At 64.0% G+C, this 22,074-nt stretch carries 23 protein-coding genes; 14 read left to right on the top strand and 9 right to left on the bottom strand.

Features of this window, described 5'->3' with window-relative positions:
* Positions 1–101: 101 nt before the first annotated feature.
* Both GRI65_RS06900 and GRI65_RS15380 read left to right on the top strand, forming a co-directional pair.
* Positions 102–470, top strand: a complete 369-nt coding sequence (locus tag GRI65_RS06900) for a response regulator (protein WP_160755809.1) — start codon at positions 102–104, stop codon at positions 468–470.
* Between the two features lie 312 nt (positions 471–782).
* Positions 783–917, top strand: a complete 135-nt coding sequence (locus GRI65_RS15380; protein ID WP_269816299.1) for a hypothetical protein — start codon at positions 783–785, stop codon at positions 915–917.
* A 58-nt stretch (positions 918–975) separates the two neighbouring features.
* On the opposite strand, the gene GRI65_RS06905 is transcribed toward GRI65_RS15380, so the two are convergent.
* The 3 genes from GRI65_RS06905 to GRI65_RS06915 are packed head-to-tail and all read right to left on the bottom strand — an operon-like array spanning position 976 to position 2,621.
* On the bottom strand, positions 976–1,401 hold the full coding sequence (locus GRI65_RS06905; protein WP_160755810.1) for a cytidine deaminase: 426 nt from the start codon (positions 1,399–1,401) through the stop codon (positions 976–978).
* A gap of 27 nt (positions 1,402–1,428) precedes the next feature.
* Positions 1,429–2,130, bottom strand: coding sequence for a glycoside hydrolase family 25 protein (locus GRI65_RS06910; protein WP_160755811.1), 702 nt, complete (start codon positions 2,128–2,130; stop codon positions 1,429–1,431).
* An 8-nt stretch (positions 2,131–2,138) separates the two neighbouring features.
* A complete protein-coding gene (locus GRI65_RS06915) occupies positions 2,139–2,621 on the bottom strand; it encodes a UPF0262 family protein (RefSeq protein ID WP_160755812.1) in 483 nt (160 codons plus the stop codon).
* Positions 2,622–2,747: 126 nt separating this feature from the next.
* On the opposite strand from GRI65_RS06915, the gene GRI65_RS06920 reads away from it, so the two are divergent.
* Positions 2,748–4,253: a replicative DNA helicase gene (locus GRI65_RS06920; protein ID WP_160755813.1), complete on the top strand. Its 1,506-nt coding sequence runs from the start codon at positions 2,748–2,750 to the stop codon at positions 4,251–4,253.
* A gap of 6 nt (positions 4,254–4,259) precedes the next feature.
* On the opposite strand, the gene GRI65_RS06925 is transcribed toward GRI65_RS06920, so the two are convergent.
* On the bottom strand, positions 4,260–4,754 hold the full coding sequence (locus GRI65_RS06925) for a hypothetical protein (protein ID WP_160755814.1): 495 nt from the start codon (positions 4,752–4,754) through the stop codon (positions 4,260–4,262).
* Positions 4,755–4,846: 92 nt separating this feature from the next.
* Positions 4,847–6,055 (bottom strand): phospholipase D-like domain-containing protein, encoded by a 1,209-nt coding sequence (locus GRI65_RS06930; RefSeq protein WP_332872614.1) that lies wholly within the window; start codon positions 6,053–6,055, stop codon positions 4,847–4,849.
* A gap of 78 nt (positions 6,056–6,133) precedes the next feature.
* Between GRI65_RS06930 and rpoZ the strand changes: the two genes are divergently transcribed.
* The 3 genes from rpoZ (at position 6,134) to GRI65_RS06945 (ending at position 7,881) form a co-directional block, all read left to right on the top strand.
* Entirely contained in the window at positions 6,134–6,478 is a 345-nt protein-coding gene (rpoZ, locus tag GRI65_RS06935; protein ID WP_160755815.1) for a DNA-directed RNA polymerase subunit omega, read from the top strand.
* A 181-nt stretch (positions 6,479–6,659) separates the two neighbouring features.
* A complete protein-coding gene (locus tag GRI65_RS06940) occupies positions 6,660–7,412 on the top strand; it encodes a ParA family protein (protein ID WP_160755816.1) in 753 nt (250 codons plus the stop codon).
* A 184-nt stretch (positions 7,413–7,596) separates the two neighbouring features.
* Positions 7,597–7,881: a hypothetical protein gene (locus GRI65_RS06945; protein ID WP_160755817.1), complete on the top strand. Its 285-nt coding sequence runs from the start codon at positions 7,597–7,599 to the stop codon at positions 7,879–7,881.
* A 102-nt stretch (positions 7,882–7,983) separates the two neighbouring features.
* Here GRI65_RS06945 and GRI65_RS06950 read toward each other — a convergent pair whose 3' ends face one another.
* The 3 genes from GRI65_RS06950 to GRI65_RS06960 form a co-directional block, all read right to left on the bottom strand.
* Positions 7,984–8,388 (bottom strand): hypothetical protein, encoded by a 405-nt coding sequence (locus GRI65_RS06950; protein ID WP_160755818.1) that lies wholly within the window; start codon positions 8,386–8,388, stop codon positions 7,984–7,986.
* 238 nt (positions 8,389–8,626) lie between these two features.
* Complete coding sequence (gene ftsH, locus GRI65_RS06955; RefSeq protein WP_160755819.1) at positions 8,627–10,573, bottom strand: ATP-dependent zinc metalloprotease FtsH; 1,947 nt, start codon at positions 10,571–10,573, stop codon at positions 8,627–8,629.
* Between the two features lie 103 nt (positions 10,574–10,676).
* Complete coding sequence (locus GRI65_RS06960; protein ID WP_160755820.1) at positions 10,677–11,282, bottom strand: TetR/AcrR family transcriptional regulator C-terminal domain-containing protein; 606 nt, start codon at positions 11,280–11,282, stop codon at positions 10,677–10,679.
* Positions 11,283–11,450: 168 nt separating this feature from the next.
* On the opposite strand from GRI65_RS06960, the gene GRI65_RS06965 reads away from it, so the two are divergent.
* Genes GRI65_RS06965 through GRI65_RS06980 form a run of 4 tightly spaced genes read left to right on the top strand, consistent with a single transcriptional unit; the run spans position 11,451 to position 15,788 of the window.
* Positions 11,451–12,587, top strand: coding sequence for an ABC transporter permease (locus GRI65_RS06965; protein ID WP_160755821.1), 1,137 nt, complete (start codon positions 11,451–11,453; stop codon positions 12,585–12,587).
* 8 nt (positions 12,588–12,595) lie between these two features.
* A complete protein-coding gene (locus GRI65_RS06970) occupies positions 12,596–13,336 on the top strand; it encodes an ABC transporter ATP-binding protein (RefSeq protein WP_160755822.1) in 741 nt (246 codons plus the stop codon).
* Positions 13,337–13,344: 8 nt separating this feature from the next.
* Positions 13,345–14,349 (top strand): efflux RND transporter periplasmic adaptor subunit, encoded by a 1,005-nt coding sequence (locus tag GRI65_RS06975; RefSeq protein ID WP_160755823.1) that lies wholly within the window; start codon positions 13,345–13,347, stop codon positions 14,347–14,349.
* The gene (locus GRI65_RS06980) at positions 14,349–15,788 is read left to right on the top strand and encodes an efflux transporter outer membrane subunit (protein ID WP_160755824.1); all 1,440 of its coding nucleotides are present in this window, start codon (positions 14,349–14,351) and stop codon (positions 15,786–15,788) included. The genes GRI65_RS06975 and GRI65_RS06980 overlap by 1 nt, the downstream gene beginning before the upstream one ends.
* Here the strand turns inward: GRI65_RS06980 and GRI65_RS06985 are convergent.
* Positions 15,778–16,230 carry a MaoC family dehydratase gene (locus GRI65_RS06985; protein WP_160755825.1) on the bottom strand — a complete coding sequence of 151 codons (453 nt, stop codon included), beginning with the start codon at positions 16,228–16,230 and terminating at the stop codon, positions 15,778–15,780. The genes GRI65_RS06980 and GRI65_RS06985 overlap by 11 nt on opposite strands.
* 174 nt (positions 16,231–16,404) lie before the next feature.
* On the opposite strand from GRI65_RS06985, the gene putA reads away from it, so the two are divergent.
* From putA to GRI65_RS07005, 4 genes are all read left to right on the top strand, one after another.
* Complete coding sequence (gene putA, locus GRI65_RS06990; RefSeq protein ID WP_160755826.1) at positions 16,405–19,551, top strand: bifunctional proline dehydrogenase/L-glutamate gamma-semialdehyde dehydrogenase PutA; 3,147 nt, start codon at positions 16,405–16,407, stop codon at positions 19,549–19,551.
* 54 nt (positions 19,552–19,605) lie between these two features.
* Positions 19,606–20,136: a hypothetical protein gene (locus tag GRI65_RS06995; RefSeq protein WP_160755827.1), complete on the top strand. Its 531-nt coding sequence runs from the start codon at positions 19,606–19,608 to the stop codon at positions 20,134–20,136.
* 91 nt (positions 20,137–20,227) lie between these two features.
* The gene (dcd, locus tag GRI65_RS07000; protein ID WP_160755828.1) at positions 20,228–20,782 is read left to right on the top strand and encodes a dCTP deaminase; all 555 of its coding nucleotides are present in this window, start codon (positions 20,228–20,230) and stop codon (positions 20,780–20,782) included.
* Between the two features lie 110 nt (positions 20,783–20,892).
* Complete coding sequence (locus tag GRI65_RS07005; protein WP_160755829.1) at positions 20,893–22,074, top strand: saccharopine dehydrogenase family protein; 1,182 nt, start codon at positions 20,893–20,895, stop codon at positions 22,072–22,074.

Below are 22,074 nucleotides of genomic sequence, written 5' to 3' on the forward strand. Positions count from 1 at the left end.
GGGCCTTGGTCTTAAATCGGTAACGCTCTGTCGCTCGGGCGATTGACTCGCGAATCGCGATGCGCTTGTGCAAGCTCAAGGTCCCCCCGATCGGAAAAATTATGGCCAAGCGTGTCCTCGTCGTAGAAGACGATTTCCTCAACCGGATGATGTTCTGCGCTGTCCTGCGCGAGGGCGGCTATCAGGTCGAGGAAGTTGTCGACGAGCGCCTGACGCTTAAGGAGGTCGAGGAATTCGGCCCCGACCTGATCGTGCTGGATATCCATCTGCCGCATGTGTCCGGCATCGACATCATCAAGCTGTTGAAATCGAACGAATTGCTCCGGGACATCCCGGTGCTGGCGGTGACCGGCTATGTCGGCAAGGGTGAGGAGCTGAAGGTCCGCTCCGCCGGGGCCAGCGGTTACCTTGCCAAGCCGGTGTCGATGAAGCCTTTCCTGGAAGCCGTCGGCGGTTTGATCGCCGCCTAGGAATCCGTTTCCCCGCCCGCACGGGGCCATATCCGGCGGCGAACCCGGACATCACGCCAGCGTTAAAAAATAGTCGCGCGGTCGGCGCAGCATCGAACGATGTGCGCGAAAGGCGGGCGGAGTTCCATCTGCGAACGACCCGGGCGCCATCCGCAGCGCCAGGGTTCGGCCCTGTGTCCGACTGGCCGAAACCTGCGCGAGGACTCGCATAACAGGCAGGTTCCGCGCCGCTGATTGCGCGGCGCCGCTGGCAGGAGAGATAACCCGCCTGCAACATCCAGTCTTCGGATTCCCGGTGAGGGAAAGTCGGCTATGGAGTGTTACGTAACCACCCTGCCGCGCACCCGCACCGACCGCGCTGTTCCCCTTATCGCCCGGGTGGACGCCTGGAAGAACAAGGGGCGTGGCAAACCGATGCAGCCCACCCCCGATACATACCTCGGTTAGAAGGTGCGCGGCTTGTAACCTGTTTGGTTAAAAATGTCAAGGCTTGCATCCGCGTTGGCTAGAGCAGACTGGAAGGGCCGAACGCCGCTGGCAGCAAGGCCGATAGTTTTACCCGCCGCACCTCCTCCGGGCCGACGCACAGGACATCAGGGTCTGTACGTCCCAGTGCGGCGAGTTCGTGCAGCACCTGGCGGCACCGCCCGCACGGGGTGATCGGATCACCGCCCCCTTTGTTGCCGGGGCCGGTAACCGCCACCGACACCAGCCCGCCACGCACACCGTCCGCCATCGCCTTCGCCACCGCCACGGTTTCCGCGCACAGCGCCATGCCGTAGCTGGCGTTTTCGATATTGGTGCCGGTCACCACGCTGCCATCCGCAAACCGCAGCGCGGCCCCGACCGCGAAGCCGGAATAGGGCGAATAGGAATGCTCCGCTGCGTCCCGGGCGGCGGCTATCAGGTCCTGGTCATCAGAATTATCCATACAAAACTCCGCCAAACGGAAAGCCCGTCATGATTGCACCACCACCCAGCGGACCGGATCGTCGCTTGCTTCGCTCCGTAGCGCCTCGTTCGCGGTCCATAACAGCCATGGCCGCCCGGCATAATCCGGCTCCATCCAGGTAGAGGTGAGCCACAGATTGCGTTCGAACTGGCTGGCGAGGCCGTAACGCGCTTCGAAGTTCGGATCGATCTTGAGGATAACGGCCTTGCCCGAATGGTTTTCGATCTGGTTGATCAGCGTCATCAACTCGCTTTCTACCGCCGCATCGCTGACCCGCTGTTCGCACCCGTCCGCGGTCTTGCGAAGCTCGATCGCCGGGGGCAGCAGGCTGCTGTCGCGCGGAACCATGGTAACGAAATTGGCCGATTGCCCGTCCGCCATGGTGCAGGGGTCGAAGGCGTGGACCGCGCCGACCTGCAAGTTCGCTTCGCGCGCGGCGGCGAAATTGCGGCTGAAGCGCGCATCCTGCCCGCTTTCCCCGTCGCTCGCGTCAAGATAGGCGAAACTGCCGCCCAAGGCGCGAACGGTGCGGAAATTGATCACTCCATCTCGCGCCCCGGCGACCACGCCTTGATCTGGGTAGCGTTCCTCCGGCGGAGACCAGTGATTGACCTGCCACCACAGGTACCCCCCGGTAGCGGCGGCCACCAGCACCAGCGCCGCGGCGGTGCGCAGCTTCCACGGCGATGCCTTGCGTTTCCTGGCCATGCGTCCTGTCAGCCCTTGATGTGGAGGACGCAAATGAGCGTGAACAGCCGGCGGGCGGTGGCGAAATCGGTTTCGACCTTGCCTTCCAGCCGTTCGAGCAACAATTCCGCCGCGTTGTTGTGGACGCCGCGCCGGGCCATGTCGATCGTCTCGATTTCTGCGGCGGTCGATTTGCGGATCGCCTGGTAATAGCTGTCGCAGATGGCGAAATAATCGCGGATTGGTCGGCGAAACCGCGCGAGGCCGAGGATCAGCGTTTCCAGTTCGGCGTCGTCCTTGTCGCGAATGGTCAGTTGCAGCCGCCCGTCACGCACAGCCAGCGTCAGGCGGTAGGGACCGCCGTGACCCGCCTCCGCCGCGCGGACCGGCTTGAAGGTATTTTCCTCGATCAGGTCGAAGATCGCCACGCGCCGTTCCTGCTCGACATCGGCGCTGCGCCACAGGATCGTGTCCTCGTCGAGCGCAATGTGGGAAATCGTGTAATCGGGCATGGTGCGCCGCTTTCGCAGATGCACGGGGGGCGGTGCAAGGGTTTCCGAAATCATCCCCACTATCCACAAGCCAGTGCGACAATCCGGCACTTGCGTTTGGGATGGCTTCGCGCCCAAAGCAGCCGGATGCCTGATCAAGATACCCTCTCACGCCCCGACGCCCTGACCCCCGCGATGCGCAGCCTGCCCGCGAATATCGAGGCGGAAGCGGCGTTCCTGGGCGCGGTGCTGATCGACAACCGGGTGCTGGAAGAACTGCCGTCACCGATTCGGCCGGAACATTTCTTCGAACCGGTCCACCAGCGGGTGTTCGAACGGATCCTGACCTTGCTGGACCGCAGCGCGGTGGTGACGCCGGTCACGCTGAAGCCCTATTTCGAGGCGGACGAAGCGCTCAAGGAACTGGGCGGGATCACCTATCTTGCCCGGCTGACCGCGGACGGCCAAGGCCTGCTGGCCCCGCGCGAGTTGGCGGAACAGATCTACGACCTCGCCCTGCTGCGCGAACTGGTCAGCGTCGGGCGCAATCTGGTGGAAGGCGCCCTCGACACGTCCGATTCGGTCGCGCCGATGAAGCAGATCGAGGAAGCCGAAGCCGCGCTGTTCAAGGTGGCGGAGGGCGCCGGCGGCCAGAACGAAGCGGAAAGCTTCGGGATGGCGACGCACAAGGCGCTGGGGATGATCGAACTGGCGATCAATTCGGGCGGCAACATCTCGGGCAAGACCACCGGTCTCACCAGCATCAACCAGAAGATCGGCGGGCTGCACGATTCCGACCTGATCATCTTGGCGGGCCGTCCGGGTATGGGCAAGACCTCGCTGGTCACCAACATCGCGTTCAATTGCGCGGACCGGTACCTGCGCGACAAGGCGGACGGAATCGAGGATACGGTCGGTGCGCCGGTGGCCTTCTTCAGCCTCGAAATGAGCGCCGACCAGCTGGCCACGCGTATCCTGTCCGAACAGGCGGGAATTTCTTCCGAACTGCTGCGGATGGGCAAGATCAGCCGTGACGATTTCCAGCAATTGTCCTTCGCCAGCCAGCGTCTCGCGGAATTGCCGCTGTATATCGACGACACGCCCGCGCTGACCATCGCCGCCCTGCGCACCCGCGCTCGGCGGCTGAAGCGCAAGCACGATATCGGGTTGATCGTGGTCGACTACCTCCAGCTGCTGCAGGGATCGGGCCGCGCGAACGACAACCGCGTGAACGAGATTTCCGAGATCAGCCGGGGCCTGAAAACTCTCGCCAAGGAAATCGAGGTGCCGGTGATCGCGCTGTCGCAGCTCAGCCGTGCGGTCGAACAGCGCGACGACAAACGCCCGATGCTGTCGGACCTGCGCGAATCCGGCTCCATCGAGCAGGACGCCGACATGGTGTGGTTCGTGTTCCGCGAGGATTACTACGTCGCCAGCCGCGAACCCAAGCGTCCGGTCGAAAACGACGACACCAAGACGCACGAAGCACACGCCGCGTGGATGGCCGACATGGAGCGCGTCTACGGCCTCGCCGAACTGATCGTTGCAAAACAGCGCCACGGCGCGACCGGCAAGGTGCGGATGCGGTTCGAACCGCGAATCACCAAATTCTCCGACCTCGCCGACGACGATTTGCGCGGCGAATACGACTGACGGAACCTAGGGGCCGCAGCTCCAAATTCCGTCGATCACCTGATCGTCTGCGCCGACGCGGGTGACGGTCATCTGCGCATCGTAGCGCGACCCTTCCATCTCCGCGAGATTGTCGCCGGAAGGTTCGACATCGACGGTCAGCCCGCGGCCTTCGAATTCGCCCCGATCCGACATCGTGCCGAAACCGCCGGTGTGCGGGGTCTGCACCGCTTCGGTGAAACCGTTGATCTTCATGACGCCGAGGCCGCGCTGGTTTTCGCCCACATAGGCCTTGGCGGCGAGCAGGATGTCATCGCCCGTCTCGAACGCGCAACCCAGTTCCTGCGGCAGGTTGGCGGCTTCGATCTCTGCCGCGCTCAGCGGGGAAAGCAGGAAAGTGCCCTCGGGGATTTCCGGACCGGCGGCGGAGGTCGCCGGATCGGTCGGTTCAGGTGACGGATCCGGCGCGCAGGCGGCCAGCGCAAGCGCGAGCACGCCCAGCGGCGCGTAAATTCTGTTCATGGTGGGGAACCCTTGTGCAGCGGCAGCGAAAGCGGCCTGTTCGCCCTAACAATGCGCTGTCCGGCAACCGGTTCCGCGAATAAGCCGGTGACCTACAGCCCCAGGTTCAGCTGCCGGCTGACGTTGTAATCGACGACCGCCACGATGAACCACGCGAGGTTCCAGCGGATCCGGTTGAACAGGGTCGCCCGGCGGCGGTTCACCTGCGGAGTGATTTCCTCGCTTGCGGCGATATGCCAGCCGATGAATTTACGCATCCGGTCCGCCAGCGCCGCATCCTCGATCCGCAGCATCAGTTCAAGGTTCACATACAGGCTGCGCATGTCGAAATTGGCGCTGCCGAAATACACCGCATCGTCGATCACGATCAGCTTCGTATGCAGCTTGCAGGCGGTGAATTCCCATACCCGCGCGCTGCAACCAAGCAGATAGGCGTACATCGAACGCGCCGCGCCGATGGTGGCGTTGTTGTCCGATTTGCCGGCCATCACCAGCCGCGCGGTCCCGCGCCGGGCCAGGTTTCCGATCCTCCGCGCCATGCGGCTGGCGGGGGAGAAATAGGCCATCACCATGTCCAGCCGCCGCCCGCGAACCAGGTCTGCCCGGATCGCCTGCGCCCAGCTCGACGGCGTCCGCGTGGGGCCGCCGATCAGCAGCCGGACCGGACCGCTGCCCGGGCTCCATTCGCGAATCATCCGGCTGACCGCGAGCCAGTTGGACCGGGGGTTGGCGCTCCACCGCTCCAGTTCGTCGAACCAGCGCGAGAGTTGGCTAACCGCCGAGCCTTCCAGTGTCACCGCCAGGTCGTTCCAGCCGTTGACCTTTGGTGGGGCAAAGTAATCGTCGGCGATATTGAACCCGCCGAGCATTGCGGTCCCGTCCGCGATGACCATTTTCTGGTGGTTGCGGATCAGATAGCGCTGCGACCAGCCGGAGCTGAACACGTGCCAGTTGCCGCCCGCATCGCTCAGCGGCTGGAGAAACTCGGCGTCCGCATCGGCACCGAATCCGTCGATGATCAGCGTGACCGCCACCCCGCGCTCCGCCGCCGCGACCAGCGCATCGCGGACCTGGCGTCCGGTATCGTCGATTGCGAAAATGTAGAAACACATCCGGACCGATTCGCGGGCCCCGCCGATCATTTCGAGCAACCGGTCGAGCCGGTCCTTGCCCGCGGGGTAGAAGGTCAAGTCCTGGCCTTGCGCTGAGATGGAAAACGGCGGCAGTTCGGCAGGGGCGCCCCCCACGCCGGATGATCGTTCTTCGCCCATGACCACGCGCTCTACCGCCCTGCGGCCCACTGCGCAAATCCTTGACTCTCGGCGCCTCCCCGACTAATTGCCTACCTTTCCTGATAATCCCAGAAATTGGAGTGCCCGATGGCGCGCGTTACCGTCGAAGATTGTGTCGACAAGATCCCCAACCGTTTCGACCTCGTGTTGCTCGCTGCCCAGCGTGCCCGCGAGATTTCCGGCGGCGCGGAACTGACCATCGACCGGGACCGGGACAAGAACCCGGTCGTCGCCCTGCGCGAGATCGCCGAACAGACGGTCAAGCCAAAGCATCTGATGGAAAGCGTCGTCACCGGCCTGCAGAAAATCCTGCCCGATGACGAAGACGAAGCGGATGAAGTCGGCTCGCTCAGCCAGTCGGCGGAAGCCCTGCGGATCACCGCATCGGCCCCCACCCGTTCGACCTCGATCGGTTCCGATTACGACGGTTAACGCTGCTGCGCTTCCAGCGCCAAACAAAAAGGCCGCTCCTTCGGGGGCGGCCTTTTGCGTTTCGGGGCCGGTTCGCATTTTGACACAGCGCCAATTTGGTTCTTTACAGCACGCAGTCGCGCGATAGTTTTCCCGTCCGGAGGGTTTGGATACGGCACCAGTTTCGGGGATACGAAGTCAGATGGCAGTCGTCGCGGTTTACAGCATCAAGGGCGGGGTCGGCAAAACCACCCTGGCCGCCAACCTGGCCTATTACTCGGCGAGTGTTTCGTGCCGGCGCACATTGCTGTGGGACCTCGACGCTTCGGGCGGTGCAGGATACCTGCTGGGGGTCGATGCGAAGCCGGGCAGGAAATCCTCCGGCAAGCGGGCGGATACAATCTTCTCCCGCGAACAGGACCCGGCGAAACTGATCCGCCGGACCGCCTACGCCAATCTCGACCTGCTGCCTGCGGACGAAAGCATCCGCGCGCTGGACAGCCAGTTCGCTTCCATCGGCAAGAACAAGCGGCTGGCCAAGCTCGCCGGGAACCTGTCGAAGGATTACGAGCGGATCATCTTCGACTGTCCCCCGGTGCTCAACGAGGTCAGCGCGCAGGTGATGCGCGCCGCCGACCTGGTGATCGTGCCCCTGCCCCCTTCGCCGCTGTCCGCCCGCGCGTTCGAACTGGTCGCGGAAGAAGTTGCCGCCAGCAGCAAGCCGCATCCGCCGATCCTGCCGGTCCTCTCGATGCTCGACCTGCGCCGGACGCTGCACCGCGAAGCGCGTGAAGCCAACCCCGGCTGGCCGGCCATCCCCCTCGCCAGCGCGGTCGAACAATGCGCCGTGCGCCAGCAGCCGGTCGGAGCCTTCGCCCCGCGCAGCCCGGCCGCCCGCAGCCTGCAGCAATTATGGACCGCCATCGAACGCAAGCTGGCGGCCAAGCCGGGCTGACCCTTCTCGCACCGGCAGAGCGGGACTCGCTCCCAAAACCTTACCGTTGCGGGCCGCTAAAATCAGTGGGTTGCCAGTGTCGGACATCACGGGCGAATGTCTGCTATCCTCACTCCTACGGAAAAAGTGGGCTGTCCGGACACGACGACGTACCCGACATTACCGACTGTGCTATTGGACCGGCATGACGACAATAGAAGCAGCACTGGTGATTGGAGGCATTTTAGGCTTTCTGGCTGGCCTGATACCTCGCGCCAAAGCAGGCTGTGCTACGCTTTTTGTAATCCCTATTGTGATGCTGATTTACACGGTGATCGAGCTAAACGACCCTAGCCGAAGACCGGACGCACTTGATGCACTGTACTATATCTTCAACCCTCTGTGGCCGACCCTAGGAGCGCTTGTAGGTTTCGGCCTAGCCAGAGTGATCAGTGGTTTCGTTAAACGCAAAAAGCCGGATGGCAGCTAACCAACCCGGTTGCGCCTTCGCCAGCGAGAGAGCCGCAGCCCAGAAACGGACCAGCTCCTACCGCCCCCCAAGACTGCCATTCAGCGGCGCTCGAACACCAACTTATGCGCCGAAGGAGTTCGTCGTGGGTCTTGTTGTGCCGGACTGATGCTCTGTTGAAGCATCATGAACTCGAACGAAGACGTTCTTGCTCGAAGCAAGCACCGCTTCCTGATCTAACGTCAATCTGACAATGCACTCAATCAGTGTGGGCGATAGTGAGCGGACTTCGATATAGCCGTGTGTAATCCGCTCAATCGGGACGCGCTTTGAAGTGGCAATTCTAATCAGCAGACTACGATAAAAGGATAATGTCTGCCGGAAACGAAGTTCGCTTGCCGCATCTTGAGGTTCGACCAGATCGAACTGAATCGCCTCCACGGAACTTCGGATCAGAACGGCTTGAAAAGATCCGAGAGCCCAATACCCATCTATGCGATTGTTGCGGCTGACGAAGGTCTCCAACAAATCATTACAGACACCCTGTTACGCTCGCGACCCCACCATCCGTTTGCACTCCTTCAACGAAAACGCCGGTGTAAGATGCCGAGTGACTGCTTTCCACGACTAATCGGACATTCGCGGTCCGTTGCGTAGCGACTGAAAGCTGGCGCCCCAAACTCCGGTGTTGAGGCAGTGCCGCCGTGCTCGGAACAAAAAAGGGGCGAACCTCCCGGTCCGCCCCTCCTTGCTTTTGCTTTGGCAGTTACGCGCCCTGAGGGGCCGTATCGCCTGATCCGCCGAACTTCTTGCCCGACTTGGGGATCAACGAACCGCGTATTGGCTTGAAGTTCGGCTTGCCCTTGGGCTCGTCCGGACGGTCGATCTTGCCGTTGGCCATCAGCTGGTCGATTTCCTCGCCGGTCAGCGTTTCATATTCCAGCATTGCCAGCGCAATCAGGTGCAACTTGTCTTCCTGGTCTTTCAGGATGTCGGTCGCGCGCTTGTGGGCGTCTTCCACCAGCTGGCGGATTTCGGCGTCGATCAGCTTGTTGGTTTCCGCCGAACCCATGGTTCGCTGGGATTGGCCCATGCCGAGATAGCCTTCCTGCTGCTGTTCGTACATCAGCGGTCCGAGCTTGTCCGACATGCCCCATTTGGTGACCATGTTGCGGGCGAGATCGGTGGCGTACTGGATGTCGGACGACGCGCCGGAAGACACCTTGTTATGGCCGAAGATCAGTTCTTCCGCCACTCGGCCGCCCATCGAAACCGCCAGGTTGGCGTGCATCTTGTCGCGGTGGTACGAGTAATTGTCCCGTTCCGGCAGGCGCATTACCATGCCCAGCGCGCGGCCGCGAGGGATAATCGTGGCCTTGTGGATCGGGTCGGATGCTTCCTCGTTCACCGACACCAGCGCGTGGCCAGCCTCGTGATAGGCGGTCATCTTCTTCTCGTCGTCGGTCATCACCATGGAACGCCGTTCGGTGCCCATCATGACCTTGTCCTTGGCGTCCTCGAATTCCTGCATCGCCACCAGCCGCTTGTTACGGCGCGCGGCCAGCAAGGCAGCTTCGTTGACGAGGTTGGCAAGGTCCGCGCCGGAGAAACCGGGCGTGCCGCGCGCGATCGTGCGCGGGTTGACGTCCGGAGCCAGCGGCACTTTCTTCATGTGCACGGCAAGAATTTTCTCGCGGCCTTCGATGTCCGGGATCGGCACCACGACCTGGCGGTCGAAGCGGCCCGGACGCAGCAGCGCGGGGTCGAGCACGTCGGGACGGTTGGTCGCCGCGATGATGATGATGCCTTCGTTGGCTTCGAAGCCGTCCATTTCGACCAGCAGCTGGTTCAGCGTCTGTTCGCGCTCGTCGTTCGAATTGCCGAGGCCGGAACCGCGGTGGCGGCCTACGGCGTCGATTTCGTCGATGAAGACGATGCACGGCGCGTTTTTCTTGGCCTGTTCGAACATGTCGCGCACGCGGCTTGCACCGACGCCGACGAACATTTCGACGAAGTCCGAACCCGAGATGGTGAAAAACGGCACGCCCGCCTCACCCGCGATGGCGCGGGCCAGCAGGGTCTTGCCGGTACCGGGCGAACCGACCAGCAGCGCGCCCTTGGGAATCTGCCCGCCAAGCTTGGAAAAACGCTGCGGATCCTTGAGAAATTCGACGATTTCCTCCAGCTCCTCGCGCGCTTCGTCGATGCCGGCGACATCCTCGAACGTCACCCGGCCCTGCTTCTCGGTCAGCATCTTGGCCTTCGATTTGCCGAAGCCCATCGCGCCGCCGCCGCCGCCCTTCTGGACCTGGCGGAGGGCAAAGAAGGCAATGCCGAGGATCAGGACGAACGGCAGCGCCTGCATCAGGATGACCAGGAACAGGTTCATGCGTTCCGGTGCGACGCCGGCATATTCGACGCCCTTTTCATCCAGCAATTCGGTCAGCTGGGTGTCGCCGGCCACGGGGGTGGTGGTGAAGGTCTGGCCGTTCTTGAGCTGGCCGGTGATCACGTCGGGCGCGATCTGCACCTGATCGACGGTGCCTTCGGCGACCTTGTTGCGGAAATCGGAATAGCCGATCTCGGCACCGGCAGGCTGCGCTCCGCTGTTGAACATGGTCACGACCATCAACAGGGCGAGAAAAATCCCGCCCCAGACCAGCATGCTTTTCACCCAGGGGTTGGGGCCCTGCGGTTCCTTTTCATCATTCATCGAACTGGTCGTCCTTTCCTGCCCCGCATTCTTGCCCATAATATGGGGCTGCCAGTGTGAATGGCAAGCTAATGCGAGGCCAAAGGGATGGGGCGCCTGTTGCTCAGCCTTTTCCGGTGCCGTTCGCGCGCAGGAACAGGTCCACGGCGGAGCTGATCCGGCGAGCGGTGCGGTCGGGGTCGATCGGGATGCCCATCCGCTGTTCGAGATCAGTCAGCCCCTTGAACATCGCGCCAAGGTGCTCGGCGCACATCTCGGCATCCTCGAACTGCAATTCGCCCCGGTCGCGCGCCCGTTCGAGCAGCCCGGCAAGCGCCGAATGCAGGCGCTTGGGGCCCGCCGCGAAAAAATTCGCGCCGAGTTCAGGCTCCCGTTCGACTTCGGCGGCCAGCCCGATCTCGAACTGGATCATCTCGGGCTTCATCAGGAATTCCGTCATCGCGTGACCGAATTCGCGCAGCCGCTCGCCGATCGGGCCGTCCCATTCGTCGACGATCAGGCGTTGGCGAATGGTGTCGCAACGCTTCTCGACGGCTCGCTGGAACAGTTCCGATTTTCCGCCGAAGTGGTTGTAGACCGTCACCTTCGACACCCCTGCGTCGGCCGCGATTCCTTCGATCGACGCCTGCGAATACCCGTGTTTGAAGAACGCCCGCGTGGCGGCTTCGATGATCGCATCATGCTTCCCGGCGTCGACCGGACGGCCCATCGCCTTCGCCGGTTGCGACGCGCGTTTTCTCTTCTTGGCCGCGGGCGCAGGACCGGAGGAAGATGGACTTGACAAAGTGAACGGCTCCGTTCAATTAAACGTGACCGTTCAATATCAACCCGATCAGTTCCTTTCGCAAGCCCTCTCCCGTGCAAAGGTTTAGCCCACGTGCTTTGGATCGCCATCAGGATGCTCACCGGGGACGCCCAGAAATTCTATGGGCTGCTGTTCGGGATCGGTTTTTCCACCCTGCTAATCACCCAACAATTGACGATCTTCGTCAACCTGGTCGAACGCGGCGCCAGCGGTGTCTACAACGCGCCCGAGGCGGAAATCTGGGTGATGGACCCGGTCAGCCGCACTACCGAAGTCAATTACGCAATGCCCGCGACGGCGCTCGACAAGGTGCGTTCGGTGCCGGGCGTCGAATGGGCGGTGCCGCATTTGCGCGCGCAGGCCTCGGTCAGGACCAAGGACGGCGATCTTGAGGGTGTGGCGGTGATCGGGGTCGACGATGCGACGCTGATCGGAATGCCCGCGCGGATGAAGGAAGGCGAGAAGTCCGTGCTGTTCGCTCCGGACTCGGTCGTGATCGACGATACCGGGACCACCCGGTTCTTCCCGGCCGGGGTCAGCCCGATCGGCGAGCGGCTCGAACTCAACGACCAGCGCGCCGTGATCATGGGCGTGGCCGATGCGATCCCTAGTTTTACCAGCACGGTTGTGCTGTACACGCGTTATTCCAACGCGCTCAATTTCGTACCCGGCACCCGCAACCGGCTGACCTTCGTGCTGGCCGGAGTGCAGGACGGCGTCAGCCCCGCGGAAGTCGCAGCACGGATCGAGCGGGAGACCGGCCTAAAGGCGCAAATCCGCGAGAATTTCGCCCGCAGCGGGATCGATTTCATCATCGAAAACACCGGCATCCCGACCAATTTCGGGATCACCGTCGTGCTCGGATTCGTGGTCGGGGTGGCGATCGTCGGATTGACCTTCAGCCTGTTCATTCGTGACAACATCAAGCAATTCGGCGCGCTCAAGGCTATCGGCGTCACCAACGGCAAGATCATGGGCATGGTCGGCGCGCAGGCCGGGCTGGTCGGACTGATCGGCTATGCGCTCGGCGTGATCGGGACCGTGGTGTTCATCCAGGTGTTCAGCGCCAACCCCTTCTTCAAAGGGTTCTACATCCCCTGGCAAATCCCGCTCGTCAGCCTGGTGGCGGTGATCGTGATCCTGGCGATTACCGGGCTGATCGCGATCCGCAGTGTGCTCAAGACCGAGCCGGCGGCGGTGTTCCGGTGAGCGGGGTGGTGACGGAGCAGCCTGAACAACCGGCCCGCAGCGGCAATCCCGCAGCCGCGATCCGCGCGCGCGGCGTGACCCGCGATTTTCCCGCCGGGCAATCGACAATCCGCGTCCTCCACGGCATCGATACGGACATCCGTTCGGGCGAGATGACTTATGTCGTGGGCGAGAGCGGATCGGGCAAGACGACGCTGATCTCGATCATGTGCGGCATCCTGTGGCCGACGGACGGGGAGGTGGAGGTGTTCGGGACCGACATCTACCGCCTGTCGGACACCGAACTCGTCAATTTCCGGCTCAACAACATCGGGTTTATCTTCCAGCAGTACAATCTCATCCCCTCGATCGACGCCGCCGCCAACGCCGCGGTGCCGCTGATCGCACAGGGCATGGCGGTGGGCGCAGCGCGCGAGAAAGCCAAGGTCCTGCTCGACAAGCTCAATATCGGCGATCAGGCCGACAAGCTGCCCAAGCAGCTGTCCGGCGGGCAGCAGCAACGCGTCGCAATTGCCCGCGCGCTGGTGCACGAACCGCGCCTGGTGGTGTGCGACGAACCGACCGCCGCACTCGATGCGCGTTCGGGGCGGCGGGTGATGGACCTGCTGCGCGAAGTCGCGGTGGCGCCCGACCGCGCGTGCATCATCGTCACCCACGACAACCGTATTTTCGACCTGGCCGACCGGATCCTCGTACTCGAGGACGGACGGATAACCCATGACGGCACCGAAATGCCGCAAGAAGGATAGGATTGACCATGGCGCTATTGCCAGAAGGCGGGTTCCGGAGCCTCAGCGTATCACGGCAGGTGCTGCCGGTGGTGGCCGCGATCGGTGTGCTGGTCGCGGCCTATCTGATCCTCACCAACCAGCCTGACCGGACGATCAGCGACCCTGCGGAAATGCCCGCCCATGCGGACGGCGCGCTGGCCGATGGGCCGCGCGTGGCCGGTGCCGGCGTGGTCGAACCTTCGAGCGAACTGGTCAGTATCGGCACGTCGCTGGGCGGGCTGGTGGCCGACGTCCGGGTGAGACCGGGAGATTATGTCACCAAGGGCCAGCCGCTGTTCACCGTCGACGACCGGGCGTTGCGCGCGCGGCTGGAGGAAACCGGCGCGGCTATCGCGCAGGCCCGGGCTGCAATTGCCGAGGCCGCCAGCGCCGCCGAGACCGCAGGCCGCCAACTGGAACTTTACCGCCAGGTCGAAGACGCGGCAGCCGTGTCGCGCGCGGAAGTCATCCGGGCGGAGGGCGAAGCGCAGGCCGCCCGCAGCCGGCTGAACTCCGCCCGCGCCCAATTGCAGGCAGCGCAGGCGGCGGCAGGGTCGGCGCGCACCGATCTTGAACGGCTGACCGTCCGCGCGCCGATCGCGGGTGAAATCCTGGCGGTGCACGTGCGCCCGGGGGAATTCGTCCAGGCAGGCGCGCAGCAAGGCGGAAACTCCGCGCCCTACATCGAAATGGGGCAGACCCGGCCGCTCCATGTCCGCGTGGATATCGACGAGAACGAAGCCGTCCGGCTGGACCTCGGCAAGCCGGCGATTGTCAGCCCGCGCGGTGCCGCCGACCAGAAAGTGACCGCCAGCTTCGTCCGCGCGGAGCCACTGGTGGTGCCCAAACGCTCGCTGACCAACAGCGCGAGCGAACGGGTCGATGTCCGGGTGCTGCAGGTGATTTATGAATTGCCGCCCGCCGATGGCCGGTTCCGGGTAGGCCAGCAGGTCGACGCGTTCATGCCGGCGCGTGCAAAGGCCGCGAAGTGATGCGCGGCCTTCGCTTTGCAAGTGCCAGCGCCGGGGTGACCGCGGTCCTGCTGCTCGGCGGCTGCGTCGCGGGGCCACCGGCGAACATCGACACTCCGCCGCCCGCGCTGCCCGGCAGCTTCTACAACGCTCCCTCGGCAGACGTTTCAGCGAATGTCGCCGCGTTGCTGCCGCAGGACGATCCGGCATTTGCCAGCCTTGCGGCGGTGATGCTCGACAATTCGCCAACGCTGGCCGAAGCGATTGCCCGGATCGAACGGGCCCGCGCCGCATCCGACCGGGCCGGCGCGAACCGGCTGCCGCTGGTCGGCGGGTCCGCCTCGGTAGAGGCAACCCGCACCAACCCGGCGCAATTCGGGACGAACTTCCCCTCCACCGTCTCGATCGATACCGAGCGCGTCAGCTACGGCGCGTCGCTGACCGCGTCCTGGGACCCGGACCTGTTTGGCCGTTTGCGCGCGCAGGAACGCGCCGCCATCGCCCGGATTGACGCCGCCGGTGCCGACGCTGCCGGGGTACGGCTCGCGTTGCTGGCCGAGGTAGCTGGCGCGGTGGTCGACTGGCGCACGCTGGCGGCGCGTGAGGCGGCGTTGGAGCAGGACCTGGTTGCGGCGGAAACGCTGGTGACTCTCGCCGATATTCGCGAGCGATCGGGTATCGCGCCCGGTTTCGACCGGGTCCGGGCGGAGGCCGCTGCCGAAGCCAGTCGCAGCCGGATCGCCGCCCTCCCCGCCGAACGGGCGCGCCTGCTCGGGCAGTTGGTAACCCTGACCGCGCAGCCCGCCGCAATCGTTCGCAGCGCGCTGGACCAGCCCGCGCCGGACGTCGCTGCACCCGCACCCCCGGCCGCCGTGCCGTCGGACCTCCTCACCGGCCGCCCCGATGTGCTCGCCGCCGCCGCGCGGCTGGCTGCGAGCGATGCCGACCTTTATGCGGTTGCGGCGCAGCGGTTCCCCCGCCTCGACTTGTCCGCGGCGCTGGGCCTCCTCGCGTTCGATATCGGCGGACTGTTCGCTTCCGACGCTATCACCGGTTCAGTCGGCGGATCGCTGCTTGCCCCGCTGCTCGATTTTGGCCGGATCGAAGCGGAGATTGACGGTGCGGAAGCGGACAAGCGGATCGCGTTCCAGGCCTACCGGGGGGCGGTATTCACTGCGCTGGGGGATGCGGAGGCCGGGTATGGGCTGGTCGATGCCGCTGACCGCGCCCTCGCCATCGCAGAACGCGAACGGGCCAGCAACGAGCGTTCCGCCCGGCTAGCCGAAGTTCGTTACCGCGCCGGATTGTCCGATTTCCTCACTGTGCTCGATGCGCGCCGGAATGCGGATACCTCGGGGGAGCGCGCGGCCACCGCCCGCGGCCAGGCCCGCCGCGCGCGGGTCATCCTGTGGCAAGCGCTGGGGGGCGATCAGGCGAGTGCGGCAGCCGCTACGCCGTAGATTTCTTCAGCAACGCCGAACGCAGGCACTGGCAGACAATTTCGTCCCGCTGGTTGGTCAGCTGGTGGCTGAAGGTGACGATTCCGGCGTTGGGACGCGATTTCGACTGGCGCAGCTCGGTGACTTCGCTGCTGGCACGCATCGTATCGCCGATGAACACGGGATGCGGCATGACCAACTTGTCGTAGCCGAGATTGGCGACCAGCGTCCCCAGCGTGGTGTCGCCGACGGACAGGCCGACCATCAGCGAAAAGGTGAAGGTCCCGTTGACCAGGATCTGGCCGAATTCCGAGGCTTTGGCGGCTTCCGCATCAAGGTGCAGCGGCTGCGGATTGTGCGTCATGACCGAGAACATCAGATTGTCCGTCTCCGTCACCGTACGGCGGATCTCGTGTTCGATCCGGTCGCCGACTTGCCATTGATCGAAGAAACGCCCTGCCATTGATCCTGTCCCGATGATTTCGTGCGCGGCTGCTGTTGCGCGGCGGAGGCAAAATGTCGAGGCGGTTCTTCAGCTTATCGCCGCCCGTTACACTACGCTTGATCTGCTCTCCATCGGGGTCCAGAGGGCGAAATACCCCCCGAATCCACCCCGAACTGTAAAGCCAGGCCCTCGATGAACTATCACTCGCCGACCCGCAACGCGATCAGCCGGGACGCGCTGCGCAGCGCCTACCGCCAGGACGAACAGGCCTGCGTCCAGCAGCGCCTGCGCGAGGCCGCACCCGCGTCCGCCGTGCATGGCGAGGCGGCAAAACTGGCCGGACAACTGATCCAGGGCGCCCGGGCGCGCAAGGCCAGCGGACTCGACGCGTTCCTCCAGACCTACGGCCTCGCGACCGAAGAGGGCGTGGCGCTGATGTGCCTTGCCGAAGCGTTGCTGCGCGTACCCGACAGCGCCACCGCGGACGCGCTGATCCGCGACAAGCTGGGCGGCGTCGAATGGTCCGACCACATGGGCGACAGCCCCTCCACCTTCGTCAACGCCGCCACATTCTCGCTGATGCTGACGGGTGAAGTTCTCGAGCGGCCCGAACTGCAGCAACGCGGGATGGGCGCGACCCTAAAGCGTGCTGTCGGACGGCTGGGCGAGCCCGTGATCCGCGCGGCGACCCTGCAGGCGATGCGCATTCTCGGCGGCCAATTCGTGTTCGGCCGCACCATCGAGGAAGCGCTCAAGCGGGCCAAGCCGGAACGGGCGCGCGGGCTGACCCACAGTTTCGACATGCTCGGCGAAGCGGCGATGACGTTCGACGATGCCGAGCGCTACCGGCTGGCCTATGCCGGTGCGATCACGCGGCTTGCCCGCGAAGCGGAACGCGGCATGGTCCATTCGCCGGGCATTTCGGTCAAGCTGTCGGCGCTCTATCCGAAGTACGACTTCCTCCATGCGGAGCAGGCCGCGGCGGCGCTGGTGCCGATCCTCAAGGGCCTGGCGATGCAGGCGCGCGACGCGGATATCCATTTCACCATCGACGCCGAAGAAGCGGAGCGGCTCGAACTGTCGATGGACATCATCGAAGCGCTGGTCGGTGACGAGGACCTGTTCGCTACCGGCTGGGAAGGCTTCGGCATGGCGGTCCAGGCGTATCAGAAGCGCTCGCTGCCGCTGTGCGACTGGGCGATCCGGCTGGCACGGCATCATGGCCGGAGGCTTATGGTCCGGCTGGTCAAAGGCGCCTATTGGGACACTGAAATCAAGGTCACCCATGTTGGCGGCTACACCGATTTCCCGGTCTTCACCCGCAAGCTGTCGACCGATGTGTCCTATCTCGCTTGCGCCGCCAAATTGCTGGCGGCGGGCGACGCTGTCTATTCGGCCTTCGCCACTCACAACGCTTATACCGTCGGGGCCATCAAGGCGCTCGCGCAGGAAACAGGTGGCAGCAACCAGTTCGAATTCCAGCGGCTCCACGGAATGGGCGAGGATGTCTACGAGGAACTCGCCAAGCTTGAAGGCAACACCCGCACCCCGGTGCGCATTTACGCCCCGGTCGGCGGGCACAAGGAACTGCTGGCCTATTTGGTCCGGCGGCTGCTTGAAAACGGGGCCAATTCGTCCTTCGTGAACCGAATGGCGGACGCCGATGTGCCGGTGACCGATCTCACCACCGATCCGGTGGCGGACCTTGCCGCCATCGAACCCAAGCGCAACCCGGCGATTCCCCTGCCGGGCGAACTGTTCCCGCGGCGCGCCAACAGCGCGGGCATCGATCTCAGCGATCCGTTGGTCCGCGGACCGCTGATGGAGCGCGTGGCAGCACTGGAATCGCGCCAGTGGCATGCGGAACCGACCTTCGTATCGGACGCAGCCGGCGAAGTTGCACCGATCACCATGCCGCACGACCTGTCCGTGGAAATCGGCACCCGCCGCGATGCTCTGGCGGACGAAGTAACTGACGCGATCAGTCGCGCTGCGGCGATCCAGCCCGGCTGGAACGCACTGGGCGGCGAGAAACGCGCGCTGCTGCTTGAAGCGGCCGCCGACCTGTTCGAGGAACACACCGACGAATTCCTTTCCCTGTGCCAGCGCGAGGCGGGCAAGACCCTGCCGGACGGGGTACTGGAACTGCGCGAGGCGGTCGATTTCCTGCGCTATTACGCGGTCGAAGCGCGCCGGTTGTTCGGCGCACCGACCATCCTGCCCGGACCCACGGGCGAGGAAAACCGCTTGTCCTTGGCCGGACGCGGCGTGTTCGCGACCATCAGTCCCTGGAATTTTCCGCTAGCCATCTTCATCGGACCGGCGGCGGCAGCGCTGGCAGCGGGTAACACGGTGATCGCCAAGCCGGCGGAACAGACCCCGCTGATCGCCGCGCTGGCGGTCAGATTGTGTCACGAGGCAGGCATCCCGGACGAAGTATTCCAGCTCGTCCCCGGCGCAGGCGATGTCGGCGCGATGATCACTTCCGACCCGCGCCTCGCGGGCGTCGCCTTCACCGGATCGACCGACACGGCGCGCGCGATCAACCGCAGCCTGGCGGCGCGTGACGGGCCGATTGCGACCTTCATCGCGGAAACCGGCGGGCAGAACGCGATGATCGTCGACAGCTCCGCGTTGCCCGAACAGGTCGCCCGCGACGTGGTGGGCAGTGCGTTCCAGAGCGCGGGCCAGCGCTGTTCCGCGCTGCGCATGCTGTATCTGCAGGACGATGTTGCCGACCATATGCTGGCGATGATCATCGGCGCGTTCGAAGCGCTGGAGATCGGCGACCCCGCCGCCCTTGCCACCGATGTCGGCCCGGTGATCGATCCCGACGCGAAGGCCGCGCTGGACCGGCACGTCGCCCGGCGGCGCAAGGCGGGGCACCCGGTGTGGCAGCGCGACCTGCCAGCCGGGCCCGGCACACTGACCGGGCGCGGCTGTTTCGTCGCGCCGACGATCATCGAGCTCGGTTCGATCCTCGATTTGAAGCGTGAGAACTTCGGCCCGGTGCTGCATGTCGTGCGGTACCGCGCGGACCAGCTCGGCCAGGTGATCGACGATATTAACGCCACCGGATACGGCCTGACGTTGGGGCTGCACAGCCGCATCGATGCCGTCCGCCGGTTCGTCGAATCCCGTGCGAAAGTCGGTAATTTCTACGTCAACCGGAACCAGATCGGGGCGGTGGTGGAGAGCCAGCCGTTCGGCGGGGAGGGATTATCCGGCACCGGGCCCAAGGCGGGCGGACCGCATTACGTGGCCCGGTTCGCTACCGAACGGGTTGTCTGCATCGACACGACTGCGGCAGGCGGAAACGCAAGTCTGCTGGCTGGATGAGATTTGCCGGATTACCGGTTCACCTGACCGCTAACGCTTGTTAAACAAGGCCGAATGATCCGATTCCTCACCCTGCTGCTGTCATTGGCTTCGCTCGGCTGGTCCCTGCCCGCCGCCGCCGCCGTGACGATGAGCTTTCACAGCTTCAACGGTTCGGTGCTGCTGGGCCGGTATCCGCACACCTTCGTGGTGCTGCAGGGCACGCTGGACAGTACCGGGCAAGCGGTGAACGAGAATTACGGTTTCACCGCGAAATCGGTTTCCACCCGCATCCTGTCCGGGCCGGTGGAACACGACATTTCCATCGAACCGCCGAAATACATCACCAGCACCAACCGCCATTTTTCGGTCAAGCTGACCGATGCGCAGTACAACCAGGTCGTTGCGGAAATGAAGGCGTGGCGGGATGCACCGGGTAAGTATTACTCGCTCGACAGCCGCAACTGCATCCATTTCGTCGGCCGGATGGCGCAGATTGTCGGGCTGAAAGTGGACTATCCGCAGAACATGCTGCGCAAGCCGAAGAAGTGGCTCAACCATATTACCGGCCTCAATCCGCAGTTGGGCGCGAAGCCGATCGGCTGACGGCCCGATTGGCTGACAGGCGGCGTCAGTTGCGGGGAAAACACAGGACCTGCACTTGCCCCCCGTGCAGGCTTGGTCAATCACTCCGGACATGGCGATTCTCAGCGACAAATGGATTCGGACGCAGGCCACGGAAAAGGGCATGATCGAACCGTTCGTGGAAGCGCAGCGGCGTGACGGCTGCATTTCCTACGGCCTCAGCTCCTACGGCTATGACGCCCGGGTGGCGCCCGAATTCAAGATCTTCACCAATGTTAACAGCAGCATCGTCGATCCCAAGCAGTTCGATCCGAACAGTTTCGTCGACCGCGAGACCGATGTCTGCATCATTCCGCCCAACAGTTTCGCGCTCGCGCGGACGGTGGAATATTTCCGCGTACCGGAAGACGTGCTGGTCATCTGCCTCGGCAAATCGACCTATGCGCGCTGCGGGATCATCGTGAACGTCACCCCGCTGGAGCCGGGCTGGGAAGGCCATGTGACGCTGGAATTTTCCAACACCACCCCGCTGCCCGCGAAAATCTACGCTAACGAAGGCGTCTGCCAGTTCCTGTTCCTGCAGGGCAACGAGCGCCCCGAAGTGACCTATGCCGACCGCGCCGGCAAATACATGGGCCAACGCGGCGTGACGCTTCCGAAGCTTTAGGCCCGCACTGCAGGCACTCCATCGTCCCCGCAAATCGGCCATGACCCTACGTCTTTGACTCGGGCGACTTCCGCGCGCATTCCTGATCCGGAATTGGAGAGACCTGAGCCATGAGCAAAGCCGACCGCAATTTCGATATCATCGTCTACGGAGCCACCGGATACACCGGCCGGCTGGTCGCGGAGTACCTGGACCAGCACTATGCGGGCCGGGAAGACCGCCCGAAATGGGCAATGGCCGGACGTAGCCTGACCAAGCTGGAGGAAGTGCGCGGCCTGATCGGCGCACCAGCGGATACGCCCCTGGTTGTTGCCGATGCGGACGATCCGGCCAGCCTGAGCGCGATGTGCGAACAGACCCGGGTGGTCCTGACCACGGTCGGCCCCTACACCCTTTACGGCGAACCGCTGGTCGCCGCATGTGTCGAGACCGGTACCGATTACTGCGACTTGTCGGGCGAACCGACGTGGATGTACGAAATGATCGAGAAGTACGGCACCGGAGCGGAAAAAAGCGGCGCACGCATCTGCTTCTCCTCCGGCTTCGATTCGGTGCCCTTCGATCTCGGTGTCTTCATGCTCCAGAAGGAGGCGATGAAGCGCTTCGGAAAGCCAGCGACACGGGTCAAGGGCCGCGTCCGCGCGATGCAGGGCGGACCGTCCGGCGGCACCGTAGCCAGCATGAAGGAAACGATGAAGGCAGTGGCGAGGAACCCGCGGCTGATCTCGGTGCTGCAAAGCTCCTTCGGCCTGACGCCGGGCTTCACCGGCCCAAAGCAGCCATCGGGCATGATCCCCGAATACGATCAGGAACTGGGCAAATGGGCCGCGCCGTTCATCATGGCGACAATCAACACCAAGAACGTCCACCGGACCAATTTCCTGCTCGGCCACCCCTATGGCGAAGATTTCAAATATGACGAAATGATGCTCACCAGCGCGGGCGAAATGGGCGAGAAGGCAGCCAAGGCCATTGCCGACATGCTCAAGAACCCGTTCGGTTCCAAGGCCCCCAAGCCCGGCGAGGGCCCCACCAAGGAGGAGCGCGAGAACGGCTTTTACGATGTCCTGTTCCTGGGCGAAACGGCGGACGGCGAGAAGATCAACTACGGCGTCAAGGGCCGGTATGACCCGGGATACGGGTCAACCAGCCGGATGATCGCGGAGACGGCGATTGCGCTCACCGATTGCGAGGCACCTGGCGGCATCGGCACACCGGGCGCGTTCCTGGGCGAAGCCCTGGTAAAGCGGCTGGAAGAGCACGCGGAAATCAGCTTCGCCGCCGAAAACTGA

This window comes from Allopontixanthobacter sediminis (assembly GCF_009828115.1).
GTDB lineage: Bacteria > Pseudomonadota > Alphaproteobacteria > Sphingomonadales > Sphingomonadaceae > Allopontixanthobacter > Allopontixanthobacter sediminis.